The 19652-nt window shown below is 49.6% G+C and carries 13 protein-coding genes; 11 read left to right on the top strand and 2 right to left on the bottom strand.

Annotated features, from left to right (window positions below; genetic code table 11):
• Positions 1 to 80: 80 nt before the first annotated feature.
• The 8 genes from PBOR_RS32150 to argH all read left to right on the top strand — a co-directional run bounded on the left by PBOR_RS32150 (position 81) and on the right by argH (position 10160).
• Positions 81 to 965 carry a YitT family protein gene (locus PBOR_RS32150; protein ID WP_042218050.1) on the top strand — a complete coding sequence of 295 codons (885 nt, stop codon included), beginning with the start codon at positions 81 to 83 and terminating at the stop codon, positions 963 to 965.
• Between the two features lie 194 nt (positions 966 to 1159).
• A complete protein-coding gene (argC, locus tag PBOR_RS32145) occupies positions 1160 to 2215 on the top strand; it encodes an N-acetyl-gamma-glutamyl-phosphate reductase (protein ID WP_042218048.1) in 1056 nt (351 codons plus the stop codon).
• Positions 2216 to 2237: 22 nt separating this feature from the next.
• Positions 2238 to 3470 (top strand): bifunctional ornithine acetyltransferase/N-acetylglutamate synthase, encoded by a 1233-nt coding sequence (argJ, locus tag PBOR_RS32140; RefSeq protein ID WP_042218046.1) that lies wholly within the window; start codon positions 2238 to 2240, stop codon positions 3468 to 3470.
• 308 nt (positions 3471 to 3778) lie between these two features.
• A complete protein-coding gene (argB, locus tag PBOR_RS32135) occupies positions 3779 to 4594 on the top strand; it encodes an acetylglutamate kinase (RefSeq protein ID WP_042218044.1) in 816 nt (271 codons plus the stop codon).
• Positions 4595 to 4768: 174 nt separating this feature from the next.
• Positions 4769 to 6061, top strand: a complete 1293-nt coding sequence (locus tag PBOR_RS32130) for an aspartate aminotransferase family protein (protein WP_245647963.1) — start codon at positions 4769 to 4771, stop codon at positions 6059 to 6061.
• The gene (gene argF / locus PBOR_RS32125; protein WP_042140216.1) at positions 6058 to 7026 is read left to right on the top strand and encodes an ornithine carbamoyltransferase; all 969 of its coding nucleotides are present in this window, start codon (positions 6058 to 6060) and stop codon (positions 7024 to 7026) included. The genes PBOR_RS32130 and argF overlap by 4 nt, the downstream gene beginning before the upstream one ends.
• Before the next feature lie 344 nt (positions 7027 to 7370).
• On the top strand, positions 7371 to 8606 hold the full coding sequence (locus PBOR_RS32120) for an argininosuccinate synthase (RefSeq protein WP_042218042.1): 1236 nt from the start codon (positions 7371 to 7373) through the stop codon (positions 8604 to 8606).
• 138 nt (positions 8607 to 8744) lie between these two features.
• Positions 8745 to 10160 (top strand): argininosuccinate lyase, encoded by a 1416-nt coding sequence (gene argH, locus PBOR_RS32115; protein ID WP_042218040.1) that lies wholly within the window; start codon positions 8745 to 8747, stop codon positions 10158 to 10160.
• Positions 10161 to 10395: 235 nt separating this feature from the next.
• Here the strand turns inward: argH and PBOR_RS32110 are convergent, their stop codons facing one another.
• Positions 10396 to 11199 carry an alpha/beta hydrolase gene (locus PBOR_RS32110; protein WP_042218038.1) on the bottom strand — a complete coding sequence of 268 codons (804 nt, stop codon included), beginning with the start codon at positions 11197 to 11199 and terminating at the stop codon, positions 10396 to 10398.
• 206 nt (positions 11200 to 11405) lie between these two features.
• Between PBOR_RS32110 and PBOR_RS35865 the strand changes: the two genes are divergently transcribed.
• The 3 genes from PBOR_RS35865 to PBOR_RS32095 are packed head-to-tail and all read left to right on the top strand — an operon-like array spanning position 11406 to position 14490.
• A complete protein-coding gene (locus PBOR_RS35865; protein ID WP_052429732.1) occupies positions 11406 to 12008 on the top strand; it encodes a type IV pilus modification PilV family protein in 603 nt (200 codons plus the stop codon).
• Positions 11992 to 12585, top strand: coding sequence for a PulJ/GspJ family protein (locus PBOR_RS32100; RefSeq protein ID WP_042218036.1), 594 nt, complete (start codon positions 11992 to 11994; stop codon positions 12583 to 12585). Before PBOR_RS35865 ends, PBOR_RS32100 begins: the two co-directional genes overlap by 17 nt.
• Positions 12586 to 12600: 15 nt before the next feature.
• Complete coding sequence (locus PBOR_RS32095; protein WP_042218034.1) at positions 12601 to 14490, top strand: hypothetical protein; 1890 nt, start codon at positions 12601 to 12603, stop codon at positions 14488 to 14490.
• Positions 14491 to 14565: 75 nt separating this feature from the next.
• Here PBOR_RS32095 and PBOR_RS35860 read toward each other — a convergent pair whose 3' ends face one another.
• A complete protein-coding gene (locus tag PBOR_RS35860) occupies positions 14566 to 19407 on the bottom strand; it encodes a collagen-binding domain-containing protein (RefSeq protein ID WP_052429731.1) in 4842 nt (1613 codons plus the stop codon).
• Positions 19408 to 19652 lie beyond the last annotated feature (245 nt).

The raw sequence follows: 19652 nt of genomic DNA, 5'->3' as shown, positions 1-19652 counted from the left end.
GCGTCTTCGGAGGTGTAGGGATTTTTTTCTTGATAAAATAACAAGGCAGCAAGATTACATCTAAGGAGCACAGGGCAACTATGCAAAAAATCAATTCACGCAACAAACCTCCGCTCATCCCGCTAAACGGGCCGCTGCGTCATACGGTGGATATTGCGCTCATTCTGATCGGCTCGCTGATTACGGGTCTGGCGTTCAACCTGTTCTTCCTCCCGAACCAGATTGCTTCCGGAGGGGTATCGGGGTTGTCGGTGCTTGCCGAAGCCTGGTTTGGGGCGGAGCCGGCTTTTACCCAGTGGGCGCTTAATATTCCGCTCTTTATTCTCGGGGTCGTGTTCCTCGGTAAACAGTATGGCATCCGCTCGCTCTTGGGGAGCTTTGTGCTGCCGCTGTTTATCTTCCTGACCAAGGATGGGCCGGTGCCGACTACGAATCCGCTGCTTGCCTCTATTTATGGAGGAATTGGTGTGGGGCTGGGGCTTGGCCTGGTTTTCCGCGGACGCGGATCAACGGGTGGACTGACCATACTCGCGCAGATTATTCAAAAGCTTACCGGCTTCAGCTTCTCGCTGTCCGTCGTGCTGCTGGATGGTACGGTGATTACGCTGGCTGCTTTTGTGCTGGGCATGGAGCAGGCAATGTATGCACTGATCGGTCTGTTCGTAACGGGCAAGGTAATCAATGCGCTGGAGGTTGGCTTCAGTACCACGAAGGTGGCGTATATCATCTCCGATCAGACGGAGGATATCTCGCAGGCGATTCTGAATGATCTGGACCGCGGGCTGACCAAGCTGAATGCGCAAGGCGGCTACACCGGAGATAATCGTACCGTGCTGATGGCGGTGGTGGGTCAGAATGAAATTACGAGACTCAAGGCGATCGTCCGCTCGGTAGACCCGGGTGCATTTGTAATTATTACGGAAGCCCATGAAGTGCTGGGCGAAGGATTTAAAAGAGAAGCGTAGACTCCCTTTAGGGGAGCTCTGCGCTTTTCTTTTGATAAAAGGCATGGCTGTTTCTGGTGGGAACCTCCGAATAAAGTTAACGTTACGTGTTGTATTTATATTAATTCGGTCGTATAATAATACATATTTGCAGAACGGTTATTCACAGGTAATAATGATATAAAGTAGATATAAAGCAGAAACGGGAAGCGGGGATGACAGTGACAGGCAAGCTGAGAGCGGCAATTGTCGGATCAACGGGATATGGGGGCGTGGAGCTGATCAGGCTGCTGCAGAGCCACCCTGATATAGAGATTACTTCAGTAATATCTTCTTCGAGCGCCGGTACGCCGATTGAGGAAGGGTTCCCGCATTTAACTGGGATTGTGCAGCGTAATCTGGATGGTGTGGATGCGGCAGAGATTGCCGGGAGGGCGGATGTCGTATTCACAGCTACCCCTTCGGGTGTGAGCGCGAAGCTGGTGCCCCAGCTGCTCGAAGCCGGCCTCAAGGTCGTTGACCTGTCGGGGGATTTCCGGCTGAAGGACGGTGCGGAGTATGAGCAGTGGTATAAGCATCCGGCTCCTCCGGAAGCTTATCTGCAGCAGGCGGTATACGGGTTATGCGAAGTATACGGCGAGCGTGCCGCTGGTGTAGATTTCATCTCCAATCCCGGCTGTTATCCGACTGCTACGCTGCTGGGACTGGTTCCGGCGCTTGAGGCAGGCTGGATCAAACCGGACAGCATCATTATTGATGCGAAATCTGGGGTGTCCGGGGCAGGACGGGGAACGAGCCTGATGGTTCATTTTGCCGAGATCAATGAGAACTTCAAAGCCTACAAAATCAACAAACATCAGCACATCCCGGAAATTGAGCAGGCGCTTACGGATATCGCCGGGGAAAAAGTAACGGTAACGTTCACTACGCATCTTGTCCCGATGACCCGGGGAATTATGAGCACGATGTATGCCGGGCTGACTGGAGAACACAGCGAGCAGGAGCTCGTGGACTTATACCGTAAGTATTATGCAGGCAGACCGTATGTGCGGGTGCGTGAGCCCGGAGTGGTTCCGGCGACGAAGGAAGTCAGCGGATCGAACTACTGCGATATCGGCTTCGCGACAGACGCACGTACCGGACGGGTCACCATTGTGTCGGTTATCGACAATATCGTTAAAGGCGCTGCAGGACAGGCGATTCAGAACCTGAATTTGATGATGGGATGGGAGGAAACCCGCGGTCTTGGTTACACACCAGTGTATCCTTAAAGTGCAGCGGTCAAACTATAACATGAGCGAGAATTCATTATATACCGTCGTGGAAGGCGGAAGCATTACTACACCTAAGGGCTTCATTTCAGGAGGGCTGCACTGCGGGCTCAAAAAAACCGAACGCAACGACCTCGGAGCTATTCTCTGCGAGGTTCCGGCGACGGCTGCTGCGGTATTTACCACGAATGTGTTTCAGGCGGCTCCGCTGAAGGTGACACGGGAGAGTCTGGCGAATGGGACGCTGCAGGCGGTAATTGTGAACAGCGGCAATGCCAATGCCTGCACAGGTGATCAGGGCGAAGCGGATGCGTATGAGATGCGCGCTGCGGCTGCACGTTATTTGGGCGTGAACGAACTGGATGTTGCGGTAGCCTCAACCGGGGTAATCGGCGAGCTGCTGAAGATGGACTGTGTGCGCAGCGGCATTGCCGGACTGCCGGAGAAGCTGGATGGCGGCGCTGCCGGTGCAGAGGAGTTCAGCCAGGCAATTCTTACAACGGATCTGGTCAAAAAAGAAAGCTGCGTTAAGCTGACCGTTGGCGGTGCTGAGGTAGTGATTGCCGGTGCGGCCAAGGGTTCGGGGATGATTCACCCCAATATGGCGACGATGCTGGGTTTCATGACAACAGATGCTGTCATTGATGCCGAGGATCTGCTCAGCTTGCTGCGCAGTGCGACCAACTCTACTTTTAATATGATTACAGTGGATGGAGATACTAGCACGAATGATATGCTGGTCACTATGGCGAGCGGCCTGGCGGGGAATGAGAAGCTGACGCGTCTGCATCCGGATTGGGAGGCTTTTGCCGCAGCGTTCACGCATGTGTGCCGGAGTCTGGCGATGGCGATTGCCCGAGACGGGGAAGGTGCAACGAAGCTGATTGAAGTGCAGGTGAATGGTGCAGTGCATGATGAAGGTGCTGCTGCGATTGCCAAGACTGTAGTCGGATCAAGCCTGGTGAAATCAGCGATCTTCGGGGCGGATGCCAACTGGGGACGGATTATCGCCGCTGTAGGCCGAGCAGGAGTGCCGGTATCGCCGGAGCAGGTAGACATTAAGCTGGGAGATATAGAGGTGCTGCGTTCGTCGCGTCCGGTGGCTTTTGACGAAGAGAAGGCGCTGCATTATTTGCAAAAAAGTGATACCGTGCTGATCACCGTAACCTTGTCAGACGGAAGCGGAAGTGCTACTGCCTGGGGCTGCGATCTCACTTACGATTATGTGCGCATTAATGCTGCTTACCGTACGTGATTCGCGCTGATTGGCGGCGAGCACAATCTTATATATAAGCGGAATAAAAGTGAAACCAACAAAAAGCGAGAAGGATCGGAGGGGGATTTTGGAACTGTAGGAGCGTTAGCGACCGCCTAAAAGCTTTCCGCAGGAAAGCTCGCTTCGGAAGCATTAGCAAGTCACCGGATTTCCACCGCCCATAGTGGTATCAATTAATCAAGAAATCTGGGGACAACAGCGGCCGGAAGTCCAAATATTCACCGTAGTGACGACTGAGCTTTAAGTTAGTATCTTAAGTTCAGCTTATATAGGGAGGTAACTGAGGAATGACGTTTGAACCTATCGAGAAGCAGCCGGGCAGTAATATGTTCGTGATGAAATGCGGGGGAAGTACGCTGGCTGCGCTGCCGGATTCGTTCTTTGAGGATTTGCGGGAGCTGCAGCGAAGCGGGGTTCAGCCTGTTATTGTTCATGGCGGCGGACCGGCGATTTCGGGGAATCTGGAGAAGCTGGGGATTGAGAGCAGCTTCGTGGACGGCCTGCGGGTGACTACTGAAGAAGTGCTTGATGTGGTAGAGATGACGCTGTCCGGGAGCATCAACAAAACGATTGTCCGCCGCATTCAAGCCACCGGTGGGCAGGCGCTCGGATTATCCGGCGTTGACGGCAACCTGATTATGGTGCGGCCTGTTGCGAACAGTGATGTGCTGGGCATGGTGGGAGAAGTAACCGAGGTCAGAGCGGAGATTGTGACGGGTATCCTCGCGATGGGTTACATCCCGGTAATCGCACCTATCGGTGTGGATGGCGGCGGCCAGCGTTACAACATTAATGCGGACACAGCTGCCGGAGCGGTGGCCTCTTTTGTGGGGTCGCCTACAATGATCGTGGTTACGGATGTGCCGGGAATTATGCGTGTGCTGGATGGAGAGAAGGTTGTGCTTCCGTCCGTGACGGTGGCGCAGATTGAGGAACTGATTGCGGACGGTGAAATTTACGGCGGGATGATTCCTAAAGTGCGCGCTGCGATGGACTGCATCCAGGGTGATGTGTCTGAGGTTGTCATTGTAGACGGCAAAGAGCCGAATGTGCTCAGCCGGGTGCTGCAGGGCGAAGAGCTGGGGACGCGGATTGTCCGATAAAATTTATAGAGTCATATAAGGATGTTAGTATCTTGATTTCAGTTACATTGCAGTTGCTTTTGTAAGTACGGTATGAATGGCGCATGGCGGATGTGGCGGTACCAGGTATAGTGGAGAGTAAATTAGAAGCGCTGACGGTAATCCGGCAGCAGCATGGTGGGAGAGTGACTGAGAATGAGTGAGCTTACACAGGCAGATAAGGATTCTTTGACGGGGGCGCCGCAGGAACGTTCTGTGGAAACGAAGGAACAGGGGGCCGCTGCTGCTCCTGCCAAGCTGAGTGCGGTATTCCCGTCATACGCCAGATATGATATTAGTCTGGTTAAGGGTAAGGGAAGCTGGGTGTGGGATGATCAGGGGAACAAATACCTGGATTTCATGTGCGGACTCGCTGTAACCAGCCTAGGCCATGCCCCGGAGAAGGTAGGCGCGAAGCTGAAGGCGCAGATTGATACGCTGTGGCATGTCTCGAACCTGTTCCACATTCCGGGCCAGGACCGGGTTGCTGCGCTGCTTACAGACAACAGCTGTGCGGATCAGGTGTTCTTCTGCAATAGCGGAGCAGAAGCGAATGAAGCAGCGATTAAGCTAGCGCGCCGGTATCACCAGAAGGTAAAAGGTGCGGACCGCTATGAAGTGATCACGTTCGAGCAGTCCTTCCACGGCCGCACACTGGCTACACTGACAGCTACGGGTCAGGCGAAGGTAAAAGAAGGCTTCCTGCCGCTTCCGGCAGGCTTTAAGACTGTGCCTCTGCATGATCTGGAGGCGCTGAAAGCGGCAATTACTGAGCATACGGCAGCAATCATGCTGGAGATGGTTCTGGCTGAGGGCGGTGTAATTGAAGTACAACAGGAATTCCTGGATGCTGTGGTCGCGCTATGCGAAGAACATGGACTGCTGCTGATCGTAGACGAAGTGCAGACCGGCATGGGCCGTACCGGCAAGCTGTTCGCGCATCAGCATTACGGCATTGAGCCGGATATCTTCACCTTGGCCAAAGGCATAGCCAGCGGGTTCCCTGCCGGTGTCATGCTGGGCAAAGGCTACCTGCGTGAGGCCTTCAGCCCGGGCAGCCATGCGACTACCTTCGGCGGCACCCCGCTGGCAGCAGCGGTTATGGAAGCTACGATTGAGACGATGCTGGAAGACGGGCTGGCGCAGCGGGCTGCTGAGATGGGCGATTATCTGACCGGCTTGCTCAGAGAGAAGCTGGCGGACACTTCGTTCGTGAAGGACATCCGCGGCAAAGGCCTGCTGATCGGAATCGAATGTGCAGAACCAGTGGCTGAAATCGTGCTGGCCGGACAGAAACGCGGACTGCTGTTCGTCCAGGCCGGACCGAATGTCGTTCGCCTGCTGCCTAATTTATACGTAACCCATGAGGAGATCGACCAGGCGGTGGACATCCTTTCAGAACTAATTCATACTTATGCTAACAAAGGAAACGGGGAGGCAGATTCATGAGTCAGGGAACAACGGGCGTTACAGAGGCTATCGCCGCACAGCTCAAGGGACGTGATCTTCTGGAGCTGAATGATTACAGCCCGGAGGAAATCACGTATTTGATTGATTTGGCGATAGAGCTGAAGCGCAAAGCTAAGAACGGCGAAGTCTACCAGCCGCTGCTGGGCAAGACAATCGGGCTTATTTTTGAGAAATCCTCAACCCGTACACGCGTATCGTTTGAAGTGGGTATGTATCAGCTGGGCGGCCATGCGCTGTTCCTCAGCAAGAATGACATCCAGCTCGGCCGCGGTGAGACGGTTGGTGATACGGCGCAGGTGATGTCGCGTTATCTGGACGGTATCATGATCCGTACCTTCGGCCATGATAAAGTGGAAGAATTGGCCCGGTATGCATCCGTTCCGGTTATCAACGGCCTGAGCGATCTGGCGCATCCCTGCCAGGTTCTGGCGGATTACCAGACCGTGTACGAGCACAAGGGCAAGCTGAAGGGCTTGAAGCTGGCCTATATCGGCGACGGCAACAACATGGCGCATTCCCTGCTGATCGGTGGTGCCAAGCTGGGCGTGCATGTCTCAATCGCCGGACCGGAAGGATATGAGCCAGACGCGGCTGTAGTGGCCGAGGCGCGCGAGATCGCTAAGGAGACAGGTTCGGTCATCACCGTTACCCGCAGCCCGCAGGAAGCGGTACAGGACGCTGATGTGATCTATACGGATGTATGGGCGAGCATGGGCTTCGAGGCTGAACAGCTGGCGCGTGAAGCGGCGTTCAAGGATTATCAGGTCAATGAGGAACTCGTGAAGGGCGCTAAGAGCGATTACCTGTTCCTGCACTGCCTGCCGGCCCACCGTGAGGAAGAGGTCAGTACGGGCGTCATCGACGGTCCGAACTCCGTTATCTTCGATCAGGCGGAGAACCGCCTGCATGCGCAGAAGGCGCTTATGGCTGCTTTGATGGGCTAACTTATGCCCCGGCAATGGTTTAGAGTACATTTTAGAGAGAAACAGGGGTAACCCTGTTTGGATCTTATCTTATATACAAACCCAAATATAAGATGAACTTAAGTACAGAGCGTTAGATTTCCGGTGCGTAGCAGCGAAGTGAAGTTTGGAACTGTAGGAGCGTCAGCGTCCGCCTTTGTCTCCGGATATTGTCCGCAACAGCGGTATATTCAAAGATATCTGGAGACAACAGCGGCCGGAAGTCCAAACATTCACGCAGCTGCGTCCGGGCACCGGATATCTATAAGCAATGTTTCGAAGTTAATCTTATAACACCCCCCATACTGAAAGGAAGTTGCACCCCCATGGCAAAAGAAAAAATTGTACTCGCCTATTCCGGCGGACTGGATACCTCAGTCATTCTGAAATGGCTGAAAGAAACCTATGACGCGGAGATTATTGCTTTTACAGCCGATATCGGCCAGAAGGAAGAGCTGGACGGCCTGGAGGAAAAAGCGCTGGCGACCGGCGCCTCCAAAGTCTACATCGATGATCTGCGCGACGAATTCGCCAGTGACTTCATCTACCCGATGTTCCAGTCGGGCGCACTCTACGAAGGTCAATATCTGCTGGGCACAAGTATCGCCCGTCCGCTGATCGCTAAGCGTATGGTGGATATCGCCATCGCCGAAGGCGCAACTGCTATTGCTCACGGGGCAACCGGCAAAGGGAATGACCAGGTGCGCTTCGAACTGAACGCCGCAGCCTTGTCCCCAAGCATCAAAGTAATTGCACCTTGGCGTCTGGAAGAGTTCCGCAACCAGTTCCCGGGACGTGCGGAAATGATCGCTTACGCTGAAGCCAACGGCATTCCGGTACAAGCATCAGCAGCGAAGCCGTACTCGATGGACCGTAACCTGCTACATATCAGCTATGAGAGCGGCGTGCTGGAAGATCCTTGGTTTGATCCAAGCGCACCGGAGAACAAAGAAATGTTCCTGCTGTCGAATGCACCGGAAGATGCGCCGGACGAAGCCGAATATCTGGAGCTGGACTTCCTGAAGGGCGACTGTGTAGCGCTGAACGGCGAACCTTTATCCCCGCTGCAAGTCATGGAGAAGCTGAATGAGCTCGGCGGCAAGCATGGCATTGGACGCGTTGATATGGTGGAGAACCGTTTCGTCGGCATGAAGAGCCGCGGCGTGTACGAAACACCGGGCGGAACGATCCTGTTCACCGCTCACCGCAAAATGGAGTCGATCACCATGGACCGTGAAGTGATGAATCTGCGCGACAGTCTGATCACCCGTTACAGCACACTAGTGTACAACGGCTTCTGGTTTGCTCCTGAACGTCTTGCACTCCAGGCTCTGGTAAAGGAAAGCCAGAAGAACGTAACCGGTACTGTACGCGTCAAGCTGTACAAGGGCAACATCATCGGAGCCGGTGTGAAGAGTCCGGTCAGCCTGTACAACCCGGATATCGCTACGATGGAAGCAGATCCTACACAGGCATATGACCAGGGAGATGCAACTGGCTTCATCCGTCTGAACGCTCTGCGTCTGAAGGTATCGGCCGGTGTAGCAGAGTCCAACAAGTAGCAGCATATAGCCGCTTAGCGGTTTTTCAAAATATAAGAATTTATACAGCATCACACAATATAAGCGGACAGAAGAAGGCCGTTCCTCCCATCCGGACAGGGGCGGCCCTTCTAACGTCAACCGAGGAGGAAACAACAGGTGAGTAAGCTGTGGGGCGGACGTTTTACCAAAGGAACGAACAAGCTGGTGGAGGAGTATACGGCTTCCATCGGATTCGACAAGGCACTTGCAGAAGAGGATGTGCAGGGCAGTCTGGCGCATGTCACGATGCTGGGCAAATGCGGGATTCTGCCGCAGGAAGATGTAGATACGATCAAGAACGGATTAAACAAGGTACTGGATAAAGTGCGCGCGGGTGAAATTGTGTTCTCCGTAGCCGATGAAGATATTCATATGAATATTGAAAAGAATCTGATCGAGGAGATCGGCCCGGTCGGCGGCAAGCTGCACACCGGCCGCAGCCGTAACGATCAGGTAGCGACGGACATGCATCTCTACTTGCGTAACCGCGTGGTGGAGCTGGTGGCTCTCCTGCATGAGCTGCAGGACGCGCTGATTGGGCAGGCCAAAGACAATGTAGAGACCATTGTGCCGGGCTACACGCATCTGCAGCGGGCTCAGCCGATTCTATTCGCCCATCATCTGCTGGCCTATGTGTCGATGTTCCGCCGTGATGCGGAGCGCCTGACCGACAGCTACAAGCGGATCAACGTGCTGCCGCTGGGCGCTGGGGCACTGGCGGGAACTACGTTCCCGATTGACCGTCACTTCGTGGCCGAGCAGCTTGGCTTTGGCGGTGTCTATGAGAACAGCCTGGACGCTGTCAGCGACCGTGACTTCATCGTTGAGTTCCTGGCCAATGCTGCGCTGGTGATGACTCACCTGTCCCGGCTCAGCGAAGAGCTGGTGCTGTGGAGCAGCACGGAATTCAGCTTCGTAGAGCTGGACGATGCCTTCTGCACCGGCAGCAGCATCATGCCGCAGAAGAAGAACCCGGATGTGCCGGAGCTTGTACGCGGCAAGACAGGCCGTGTCTACGGCAACCTGATCGGGCTGCTGACCGTGCTCAAATCGCTGCCGCTGGCCTATAACAAGGATATGCAGGAAGACAAGGAAGGCATGTTCGATACGGTAGCCACGCTGACAGGAGCGCTGCAGCTGTTCGCGCCGATGATCTCCACGATGAAGGTGAACAAGACGCGGATGCGCGAAGCCGTCAACACCGACTTCTCCAATGCTACTGATATCGCTGACTTCCTGGTGGGCAAGGGCCTGCCTTTCCGTCAGGCGCATGAAGTTATTGGCAAGACCGTATTGTACTGCATTAACGAAGGCAAATTCCTGCTGGATCTGACCCTGGAGGAATTCAAGCAGTTCTCGCCGCTGTTCGATGATCAGATCTACGCTGTACTGCAGCCGGAGGCTGTTGTGAACGCCCGTAACGTATACGGCGGCACAGCTACTGTTCAGGTGCAGGCAGCCATTGAACGGGCCGAGGCAGCTCTGCTGGCGGCTAATGAATGGGTTGAGCAGCATGGTAATGCTGCTCAATAAGAGCAGCTAAGCTGGCAGCAGATATAGCTGAACATACAAGTGGAAACGGCTTTGCCATCCTTTAATAAGGACGGTATCGTTTCAGCGAGAAAGATAAGGATCATTTATTGTGCAAAGCATATAAATTCTTATCTTTTCAAAAAGACTGTCCTCTACCGCATCGATAGGATGCGGGAGGACAGTCTTTTTTGGCAGGAATGAATAAGTATTATTCACATACGTGGCGGGTACCCGCTTACAAGTCAGCGGACTTTACTTTGCCCAGTGGCAGCCAGTTCAGTACATCACGGATTTTGGTGTCCCAATATCCCCATTCATGCTCGCCCGGCCCTTCCTCATAGGTCAATGACAGCTTGGTCTTGGAGCAGGCCTTACGGAACGTCTGATTGTCCTCATAGAGGAAATCCTCGGTGCCGCAGCATTGGTAGAGAAGGGGCTTCGGCCCTTTGGAGCGGTTCACTTCCTTCAGCAGCCACAGCAGGTCTTCGGGCGTACCTGCAATGTCCTTGTCTCCAAAAATCTGCACATATTCTTTAGTCTTCTGCGAAGGTTCTTCCCCGTTCAAGAAATTATGTGCCATATCCAGGGCGCCGGACAGACTTGCGGCAGCGGCCCAATCTTCAGGCTTGCGCAGCCCCAGCTTTATCGCTCCATAACCGCCCATCGACAGCCCCGCTACGAAGTTATCCTCGCGTTTCGCTGACAACGGGAAGAACGAACGGGCCAGCGCCGGCAGCTCCTCACTGATAAATGTCCAATACTGTCCGCCCGCCGCCATGTCGGTGTAGAAGCTGCGGTGGACCTGAGGCATAACAACGGCAATGCCCATCTGCGCGACATATCGCTCTATCGAGGTCCGGCGCAGCCAGATCGAATCATCATCGGATAAGCCGTGCAGCAAGTATAGCGTAGGGTGAAGATTCCCCCGTGACACGTTGCTCATTCCGATCTGTGTAGTGGTCTGCTGCGGCAGAATCACGGTCATCGAGGTGTTCAGCCCCAGCACTTCCGAATAAAACTTGCATTCGATTAAAGCCATTCGCATATCCCCTTTCAGCCCAAATAATAGCACAGCCGCTAAACGATATAAATTGTAGAAATCTCTAGATTTATTCCCTGCAAGCATTGCTGGTGCCGGAGTTGAAAGAATATAATGGAAGTAGGTAGAAAGATTCAGAGAGACGAAGAATGGTACAGGTCTCAAGACCGATGATTGAATCCAATAGAGCATAGGGAGCGAACAGGATGTCTTGGAAAGACAAGTGGAACCGAAACCGGGAGCGGGGCAAGGAAGAGGGATTTACGCTGATTGAGGTGCTGGCAGCTATCGTTATTTTGTCGATTGTTTCCCTGGTGCTTACCTCCTACTTCACCAATGCGCTATCCTATTCAAAATCGAACCAGAATAAGACGATCATGGTCAATCTGGCGCGTAATGCGCTCTTTTATATGGAGAAGCAGGATTTTGAGAAGCTTGAGCTCTATTTCAGAGGGAAACCCGGATCAGGAGCACAACCTCAGATCATAGGACATCCGGCGATTCAAGCTGCTGGTTGTGTGCCGTTGACACCCACTGTAAGCTGCAGTGTCTATAGTACTGCGGTTAGTGATGTGACTACTTTGGCGAAGGTGCTGAATCCTACTATAAATAACGTCAATTATCATATAGATATTGAATATCAGTCGTCCTTGCATCAAGGGATGATCGGCTCCTCCGATCCGGTTGAGCAAGCCACTGCGGAGTTTCTTTTGCCCGTTCGAATTAAAGTAAAGGATTCAGGCAAGGGTGGGACTAATGTCAAGGAGACAGTTGTGGAGGGGTATATTACCGATGAGAAAATTCGTTGATCTTCTCCGCAGGGAACAGGGATTCACGCTTATTGAACTTATTGCCGCCTTGTCATTGTTCTCCCTGGTATCCGGACTGATCTATGGCGTGATGATGTTTGGTGTGCAGAGTTATCAGAGAGTTACGATGGAGAATACATTAAGGGATGAAAGTGACCTGTTGATGTCTGCTATTATTACTGAAATCTATACCTTTGCTCCAAGTACCGTTCGTTCAGACACGAATCAAACTATTTTTCTGCAGAGAGACAATATCAATGGGGGAACCGATGAGGTGGAAATTGGAATAGCGGGCGGACAGTTGGTGATTAACGAGATTCCGGCATCAAACCCGGCATCCAATCAGGGAACCCCAGATCCTGCAGATTCTCTAGCTACTCCGGTACCAGCGGATACCTACAATACGCGTACTTCGACTGATTCGAAGCTGGGTCCGGCTTCCTCCATCACTCTGGAATGTAGTGCGAATACAATACAGCCATGTGAGAGTGGTTTGTTGAATATTAATCTTTCACTGGTCTTACAACGCGGGGACAATACACGGCAGCTCAATCTTGAGAGCAAATTCGGATTCTAGGGGCGGTGGGCTGAAATGAAATTTAGCAAAAAGAAAAAGGGAAGCTCTTCTCAGTTTGTCGCCAATATAGAGTCGGAACGCGGCTCTGCTCTTGTACTGGTCATGTTCGTGGTGCTGCTCCTTACAATCCTTGGATTGGCGGTTCTTGGTGCAACAGTTGGGGGAGCCCAGCGAAGTGAGACGAGGGAGAATGATGTGCAGTCGCTGCATCTTGCCCAGAAGGGACTTAATGAAGCTGCTGCCTATATCCAATCTGAGCTGCAGGGACTAAAGCTGGAGGATATTGATCCGCAAAGCTTGGGAGATATTCTCGGGAAACTGGATGACAATAAATCGAGCCTGAAAGTAGCTACCGAATTGCAGTCTACCAGTAGCGGTTCGGTTGATGGTATTGAATATGATGATAATAACGATAAAAAGATAGGGAAACAGTCTATTCAATACACGATTACTATTAGTTCCAAGGCTGTGGTTAACGGGGTGGAGCGGACATTGAGGCAGCAGGTTATTATAGACAGCTATCCGGACTTCCTCAAATACGTGTTCGGTTCACAAAAGACGCTTAGACTTAATGGATCGCCCATCCTCAAAGGCAATGTATATGCGGGGGAGAAGCTGCTAGTAACCAATACACCTTGGTACACGTATTTGGGACGGAGATATCCTGAGGTCACCCTTGATTTCCCTAAGGTCACCAGTAATGCTGATGGATCTGCCTTGGGTGAGATACATGTCCAAGCGATGGATAATATTAAATACAAGGAGAACTTCCAGCCGAAGGAAAGTGTTTCATCCGAAGACCAGGAAGATAATATGACTTCTCTGCCAGGAAATGAGACAGCGCGAAATGATATTTTGAATAAGATTCTGCATGTGAATTCGTCTAATATCAAAATCAAAGAGAAAAATAAATTTGTCCAGATTAATGTAGAGGAATCATTCTTCGATAAACTGGCTCAAGGACTAACCCTCTCAAAAGATGATTCTACCCAAAAAACATTAAGAAACAGTATGCGCGCGGAATACAACCAGAGTACCGCTCAATTAAACTCATGGATTATTGGCCGCTCTGAGGTTACACATATTCAAGGAATGCCGGTAGCCCCGGTCAAGGTACTTCCGGATGCTGAGGAAGCTGACATTGAGCAGTACGAAAGGGATTTGAATAATTACAATATGAAACTCCAGCAGTTGGAGACTTTGGATTCCACTATGATCTTTAATGGGAATTTGGTCGTTGATGGTTTAGCCTATAAGAAACTGTTCTATCCGCCGGAAACGTCTACTCAAAATGATCCCAAAAGTGGAGAGTTGCCACGCTGGTTCATAGTAGCCGGGAATTTGGAGATTAATAACTTTACAGCGGATTTTTTACCGGTCCGGGCCAATATATTAGTTACGGGTAATGTGAAAATCAAAGGGAATGTTGAATTCGATTCAACGATGCTGGTGTTGGGAGAGACGACTGTAGAAGATGCCAACATAAAGGGCATACGAAGCAGTAACGGATCGAATAATGAGGAGACTAAAGAACTGGTGCTGATCTCCAAAGGGAAAGTGCTTATAAACCGCCTGCATGCCTTTGCTGTAAACGAACCAAGCGTAGAAGAAACGATGGAAGCATTTTTCTACACAGACTCCAGCGGAGAATTGTATGGTGTAGGTTCTATGTTCCACCTGATAGGCGGGTTTTTCGCCAAAGACAACCTGACAGTTAATGCAGTCACGGGAAAAGTTGTAGAGCCTGATCCACTTACAGGTGGGAGCCTAGTCATTTCACAGACACCTGCACCAGAGCGTTTTGTAATTGATTATAAACCGGATATTTATGAGAATCAGCAGTCCAGCTTACCCAGAGTACAAACCGTTAATGTAAATGTCGGACCTATGCAATTGGTGAACTGAAGATCTGCAATAAAAAAGGAGCCATTTCGCGGCAGTATCAACTGCGCAAAATGGCTCCTTTTAGGTTAGATCTCTTTAATAACGGTCATCCGTATCAAGAGGGTTTACTTTGACAAGAATAGTTGCTTTGATTAACGGATTATTGGCATACTGAACAGTTACCAATGTACTTCCGCTTTTGTGGGCATAAATTTTCCCTCGGTTGCTTGAGTCCACCGGAGTTTGGAAGGAAGCAATACCTGAGAAGGTGCTTTCCCAGTTCAATTGATTTCGTACATCATCCAGAACAATTTCTCTAGGGGAAAACCAGAGAAGCTGGTCTAGATACCTCGAATCTCCGACGTTCATCTCCACTATAGTACCGGTGAACTGCATATCAGTAAGAACCAGTGTTTCAATCTTAATTGGCTTGGTCCTGGTGATACCTCCTGCTGTAACAGAAATAGTAATGTTATCCTTCGGCGCAATGCCTGTTAAATTATACTTTGTGTCATTAGTATCGGTTGATGCTTTAGTAAGACTAGCGAATTGTATACCATCCCCCACGAGATCCCATTTAAATGGGACGATATCCGCATTATTAGGCACAAAATTCTTTAAGTTCAATTCAATAGATTTACCTACAAATACACTGCCGGCACCTTCAATGGTAAAGTCCGTTAAAGGGTTGGTGATGGTAACTATTTTAGAGGCAGGAGTACCAGCCGTATTACTATTGCTGTATGCAGTTACGGTGATGGTGTATTTCCCACTTTGAGACGCATTGAAAGCTCCAATAGGTGAAGCTGGACCCGTCGTTGTCAGGTAATGATTAACCACGTTATCGTCAGCATCTGTAACAGTCCAGCTATAGCTAATCCCCGTCTCAACCGGTTGGCTGGTATATGAAGCTGTGAAGTCTATAGAAGAATTGACGGTTCCCGAATTATCTCCTGTTAGTGTTATCTCGCGTATTGGCTCAGGAGGAGTAAGGGGATTTACAGTAATTGTTGCTGTATTGCTGATAACATTGCTTCCATCTTGGGCTGTAGCTGTGACTTTAGCCTGTCCGGCAGCTATTCCTTTAATCACACCATCACTTGTGAATTCGATGATATTGCTGCCGCTGACGATTGTCCACAGGGGCTTTTTGTTCTTTTCCTCTACATCCGATGGCTCTATCGCCGTCACTAAGGATTGAAGTGATAATGGGCTGTCAACTAATATGGTTTCATCCCGTACAGTTATTTTAGTGATTTCAATAATCACTTCCAGATCAACTCTAGTGAACGTCAGGGTCACACTTATTAATGGAGCCGGTGTAACCGTTGGTGCCACTGTTTGTGTTGCGACAGCAGTAGTAGGTGCAGGCGTAGCTGTAACGGTCGCAGTAGCTACCGGAGTAGCTGTAGGGACTGCCGTTGGGACTGCGGTGGCGGCTGGTAAAGGAAGGGTTCCTTTTAGTGTTGCAAGATGAGCGTTCATTGAACCACCTAGTGTACCAGGAACACTGAACGATTCCACGATAATTGAACCGGTTATGTTCGTGCTGTCAGAGCGCATAATAGCTAACGGTGCAAGGAAATTTCCATAAAAAGTGCCCTCAGTTCTTAATGTGCTTGCATTTGGGAAATTGTAAAGAATATGACTTGAATCAGTTTCGCCAAAATCGTACCAGATATTGGTGAATTGTGGACTATCCCCAATGATATTAACTATGGCAATTGAGCTTTTGGGAATTTTAAACTTCATTCCTCCAGGCTTAATATCATCAGCACTTACTTTGAAAACGTTATAATCGGCACGTTGGCCCTCGAATACAAGCAGGCCGTTCACAGGCTTAGTGCTTACCGCTGGAGAAAGTGTATTCAGATGAACTGATAACGCCTTTAGATATGCAGCTGTTTTATCAAAATTAATAGGATTTCCTTGCTTGATGTCGCCGTGAATATTACTTAAGCTTCTAACATTATTATTGAAATTTCTACCGTAAGTAATATCGGCATTGATTTCAATACCAGTGTCAGAGCCGCTATTGCTGTTATAAGTGAAATCTTGGCCGGCGATCATAATTCCTTTCGGCTTTATAACTACGCCACCAGACTTGTTACCCATAGTGATATCCCAACCTGCAGCAACATTTCCATCTACATTTAGGTTTCCTATGCTAATATCTATATTCTTCAAAGCAAAAATATTAAAATCACCAGCTAGTCCCAATGTAGAACCAGTAGTAGATACTGAAGGATCAAAAGCATCTACTATAGGAACAGGAGTCGGTATAGGCGTCGGCGTTGGTGTTGCTGTTGCTGTTGCCGTTGCGGCAACTGTTGCCACTGCTGTTGGTGAAGCCGTAGCCGTAGTTACAGGTTCAGCAACAGCATGGATTTCATCAAACGTAATGCTGGAATTATCCAGAACATATTTCTGCGCAGCCTTAGGTATGAAGCTTAAGGTGAATTTATATATAAGCGGGTCTACTGTACTGTTAGGGTTGACAGGCTTATAATATTTGACTCCATCTACTGTAGTTAACAAGAACTTGATGTCATCAAAGGTTGCTGTAATAGTGTAACCCTCTGTGAGACTACCAGTTCTGGTGAAACCTTGCGGCAGTGCCTCTTTACTGATTTCAAGATTTGGAGCAAATGTTTCCTCATAGCGCAGATTGGAAATCACCAGGTTGTCTTTCCCTTGATGTGGAGGTTGAACTTCCGTTAATGGTAATGTTTTTGGAGTAATGCTGTAGTCTATCGTTACCGTCTTGTCTCTACCTATTTTGGTAGCAGATTGACTTCGGCTAATCGATAAAGAAGAATCCACCTTCTTTACGGTCAGGGGAATGGTAACTGGCGAAGCGGAAGCACCCTGGTCGTCTTGTGCCGTAATCACAATTTGAATATCCCCGCTCTCAGAAAGCGGATTTCGGAAGGTCTGGGTAATTGTTTCTTCCGATCCTACGCGCCGGTCTTTAATAATATAATCCGGGCTGGTCAGTTCCGTTCCCTTCACAATAAATTTCAGACTGGTAGTCACGCTGCGGTCCTTCAGATCCAAATCGGCTACCGAATAGCTTACAGTCAGCTTATCTTGATAGGATGGGATAACAGTTCCGCTGTCAGGTGCATAAACGGTGATTTTGGGAGCGTGATTGGAACCCATGAATGCTCTATACATAGTATTGACGAATAGTTTTTGTTCCCAAACCGGGAATACTGCCTCGCTGCTTGAAAGACCGGATCCAAAAAGGTGGCCGGTGCCGGAATAGGTTACATTACTTTTGGAGTAAGTGTAGTAGTGGTTCCAGCTATCATCAGGTGTTCGTTGGTCAGTATTACTAGGTTCACTAATAATGTTATACCACGGCACAACTGTCGGATCTTCCAGATCGAGAGTGAAGTACTGGTTATGTGTTTTTGCTACCTTAGGCACATCTATACTGGTCTGTGCACCGTCGCTATTCTGCTGACTCAGGTAAAAAGGATATTGCATAAGCAAGCCATCGTTCACCGGTTTTACTTTGGTTGATGGATTAAGCGCATTATGGCCGAGATTGACAACGGGGTCCTTTTGGCCCGTAATTTCTTTGAAGTTGTTTACCCAGGTATTGGCACCATAAAGGTTAATGACAGTGTCATGTGTGAACATAACGCTTTGGTGGGAGATCCCAATAAAATTTTCCACTGCTTCTATAGATCTAGTCTTCATGATTGCTTTTAAGTAATATTCATCACGGAAACCGAACAATAACATATCATAGACGCCATTGAGGCCATAGTTCTGAGTTTTTGTATAGGTGTTCTCAACATAAGAATTGAATTCATCCATAGTCATAACAGTAATATCTAAAGAATAATCAGTTGAAGCCAGATAATCCTGATTCATGTTTACAGTTTTTTTCAAACTGCTTTCAGGAATAGTACCGGTTCCGGCAGGAGTAACCTGGAGAACCTTTACAACGGTCTTCTCATTCCGGTAACGGATACTTCCGCGTTCGTAATCTTTTAATTGCAGAGTACTGGTAGGATTGCTGATTTCAAGCTTCCAGTACAACAGCCCTGAGAAAGTCCGGGGGAGCGTATACTCCAGTGTTCCGGTTGCTTTGTTCACTTTAACAGAAGCTACAACCTGTTGTTCGCTCATGGCAATGGACTTATCAAGGTTAATGTATAACTTGGCTGTCAAAGGATGATTCTCGAGGTCTATAGTGTTGCCGACGCTGAAGTTGAATTTCAGCTTATCACCTGGAACATAGATTTTTCCGTCTGTGGATGCCGGAACGTAGTTTTTGATCTCACTGCTGTTAGTGATTTCAAGTTGCGGGCGTTGCTTCAGTATGGAACTGTCGGTCTTCAGTCCATTGAAGAAATCAGTCAGTCCATTATCATTCAGAAAAAGAACATTGCTTTTCTTAGCTGTAGAGCTGCGCAAGGGATTGAAAGCTTCATAGAGGATGCCTTTGCTGGCGCCTGACTTCTCCTGATTTAAAAAGGTTTGCTCATGGAAAATTACATACAAGCCCTTATCAATGAAGAGCTTAGTAATATCGTCCGCCCGAAGACGCGTAATATCGTTCTGGACTGCCGAGGTATTCATTGCTTTGGAGCGGACAGAAGGGTCCTTATCCTTAAGATTACCCAGGGTTACGGGACTGTAGGTACCTTTACCTATGTAAATGCCGTCATATTGTCCATCCAGATCATCGCGTAAAGCTACAAATCTCTTCATGCTCATGGTAACGACTGTAAAGTCTGTCAATCCGGTCTTGAGGGAGGATAACTGGCTTGCACCGTCTTCCGTGACTTCAAGCAGGCGAATCGGATAACTGGCCGGGCCAGCGTCAATTTTGGATACCATGCTCCAGACGATACCAGCCATGATCAAAACCAGTGGAAGGCTAAGCATAAGCAGCAGTCTTTTTCGTTTCAAGACCTTCATCGCGATCTCTCCCCAATAGTTATAAATAACACAAAATATGTCATATAAACTTCTATTTTGCCTTATAAAGGCTGCAGTTTAGGTCGGTTTCCGTTGTAAAATTATCCATTCTATGCTATATACATTCTAGGACATATTTAGTAGATAGGCAATTAAAAGATATGCATATTCACCTAGTAAACTGAGACTAAATAACTATAAAATTTAAGATAATTTACAGGTGAATAATCGATACGCTGAGTTCA

Origin of the sequence: Paenibacillus borealis (assembly GCF_000758665.1) — a bacterium.
GTDB lineage: Bacteria > Bacillota > Bacilli > Paenibacillales > Paenibacillaceae > Paenibacillus_AQ > Paenibacillus_AQ borealis.
The sequence above is the reverse complement of the archived record's forward strand: the minus strand, read 5'-3'. Positions and strand labels throughout refer to the sequence as shown.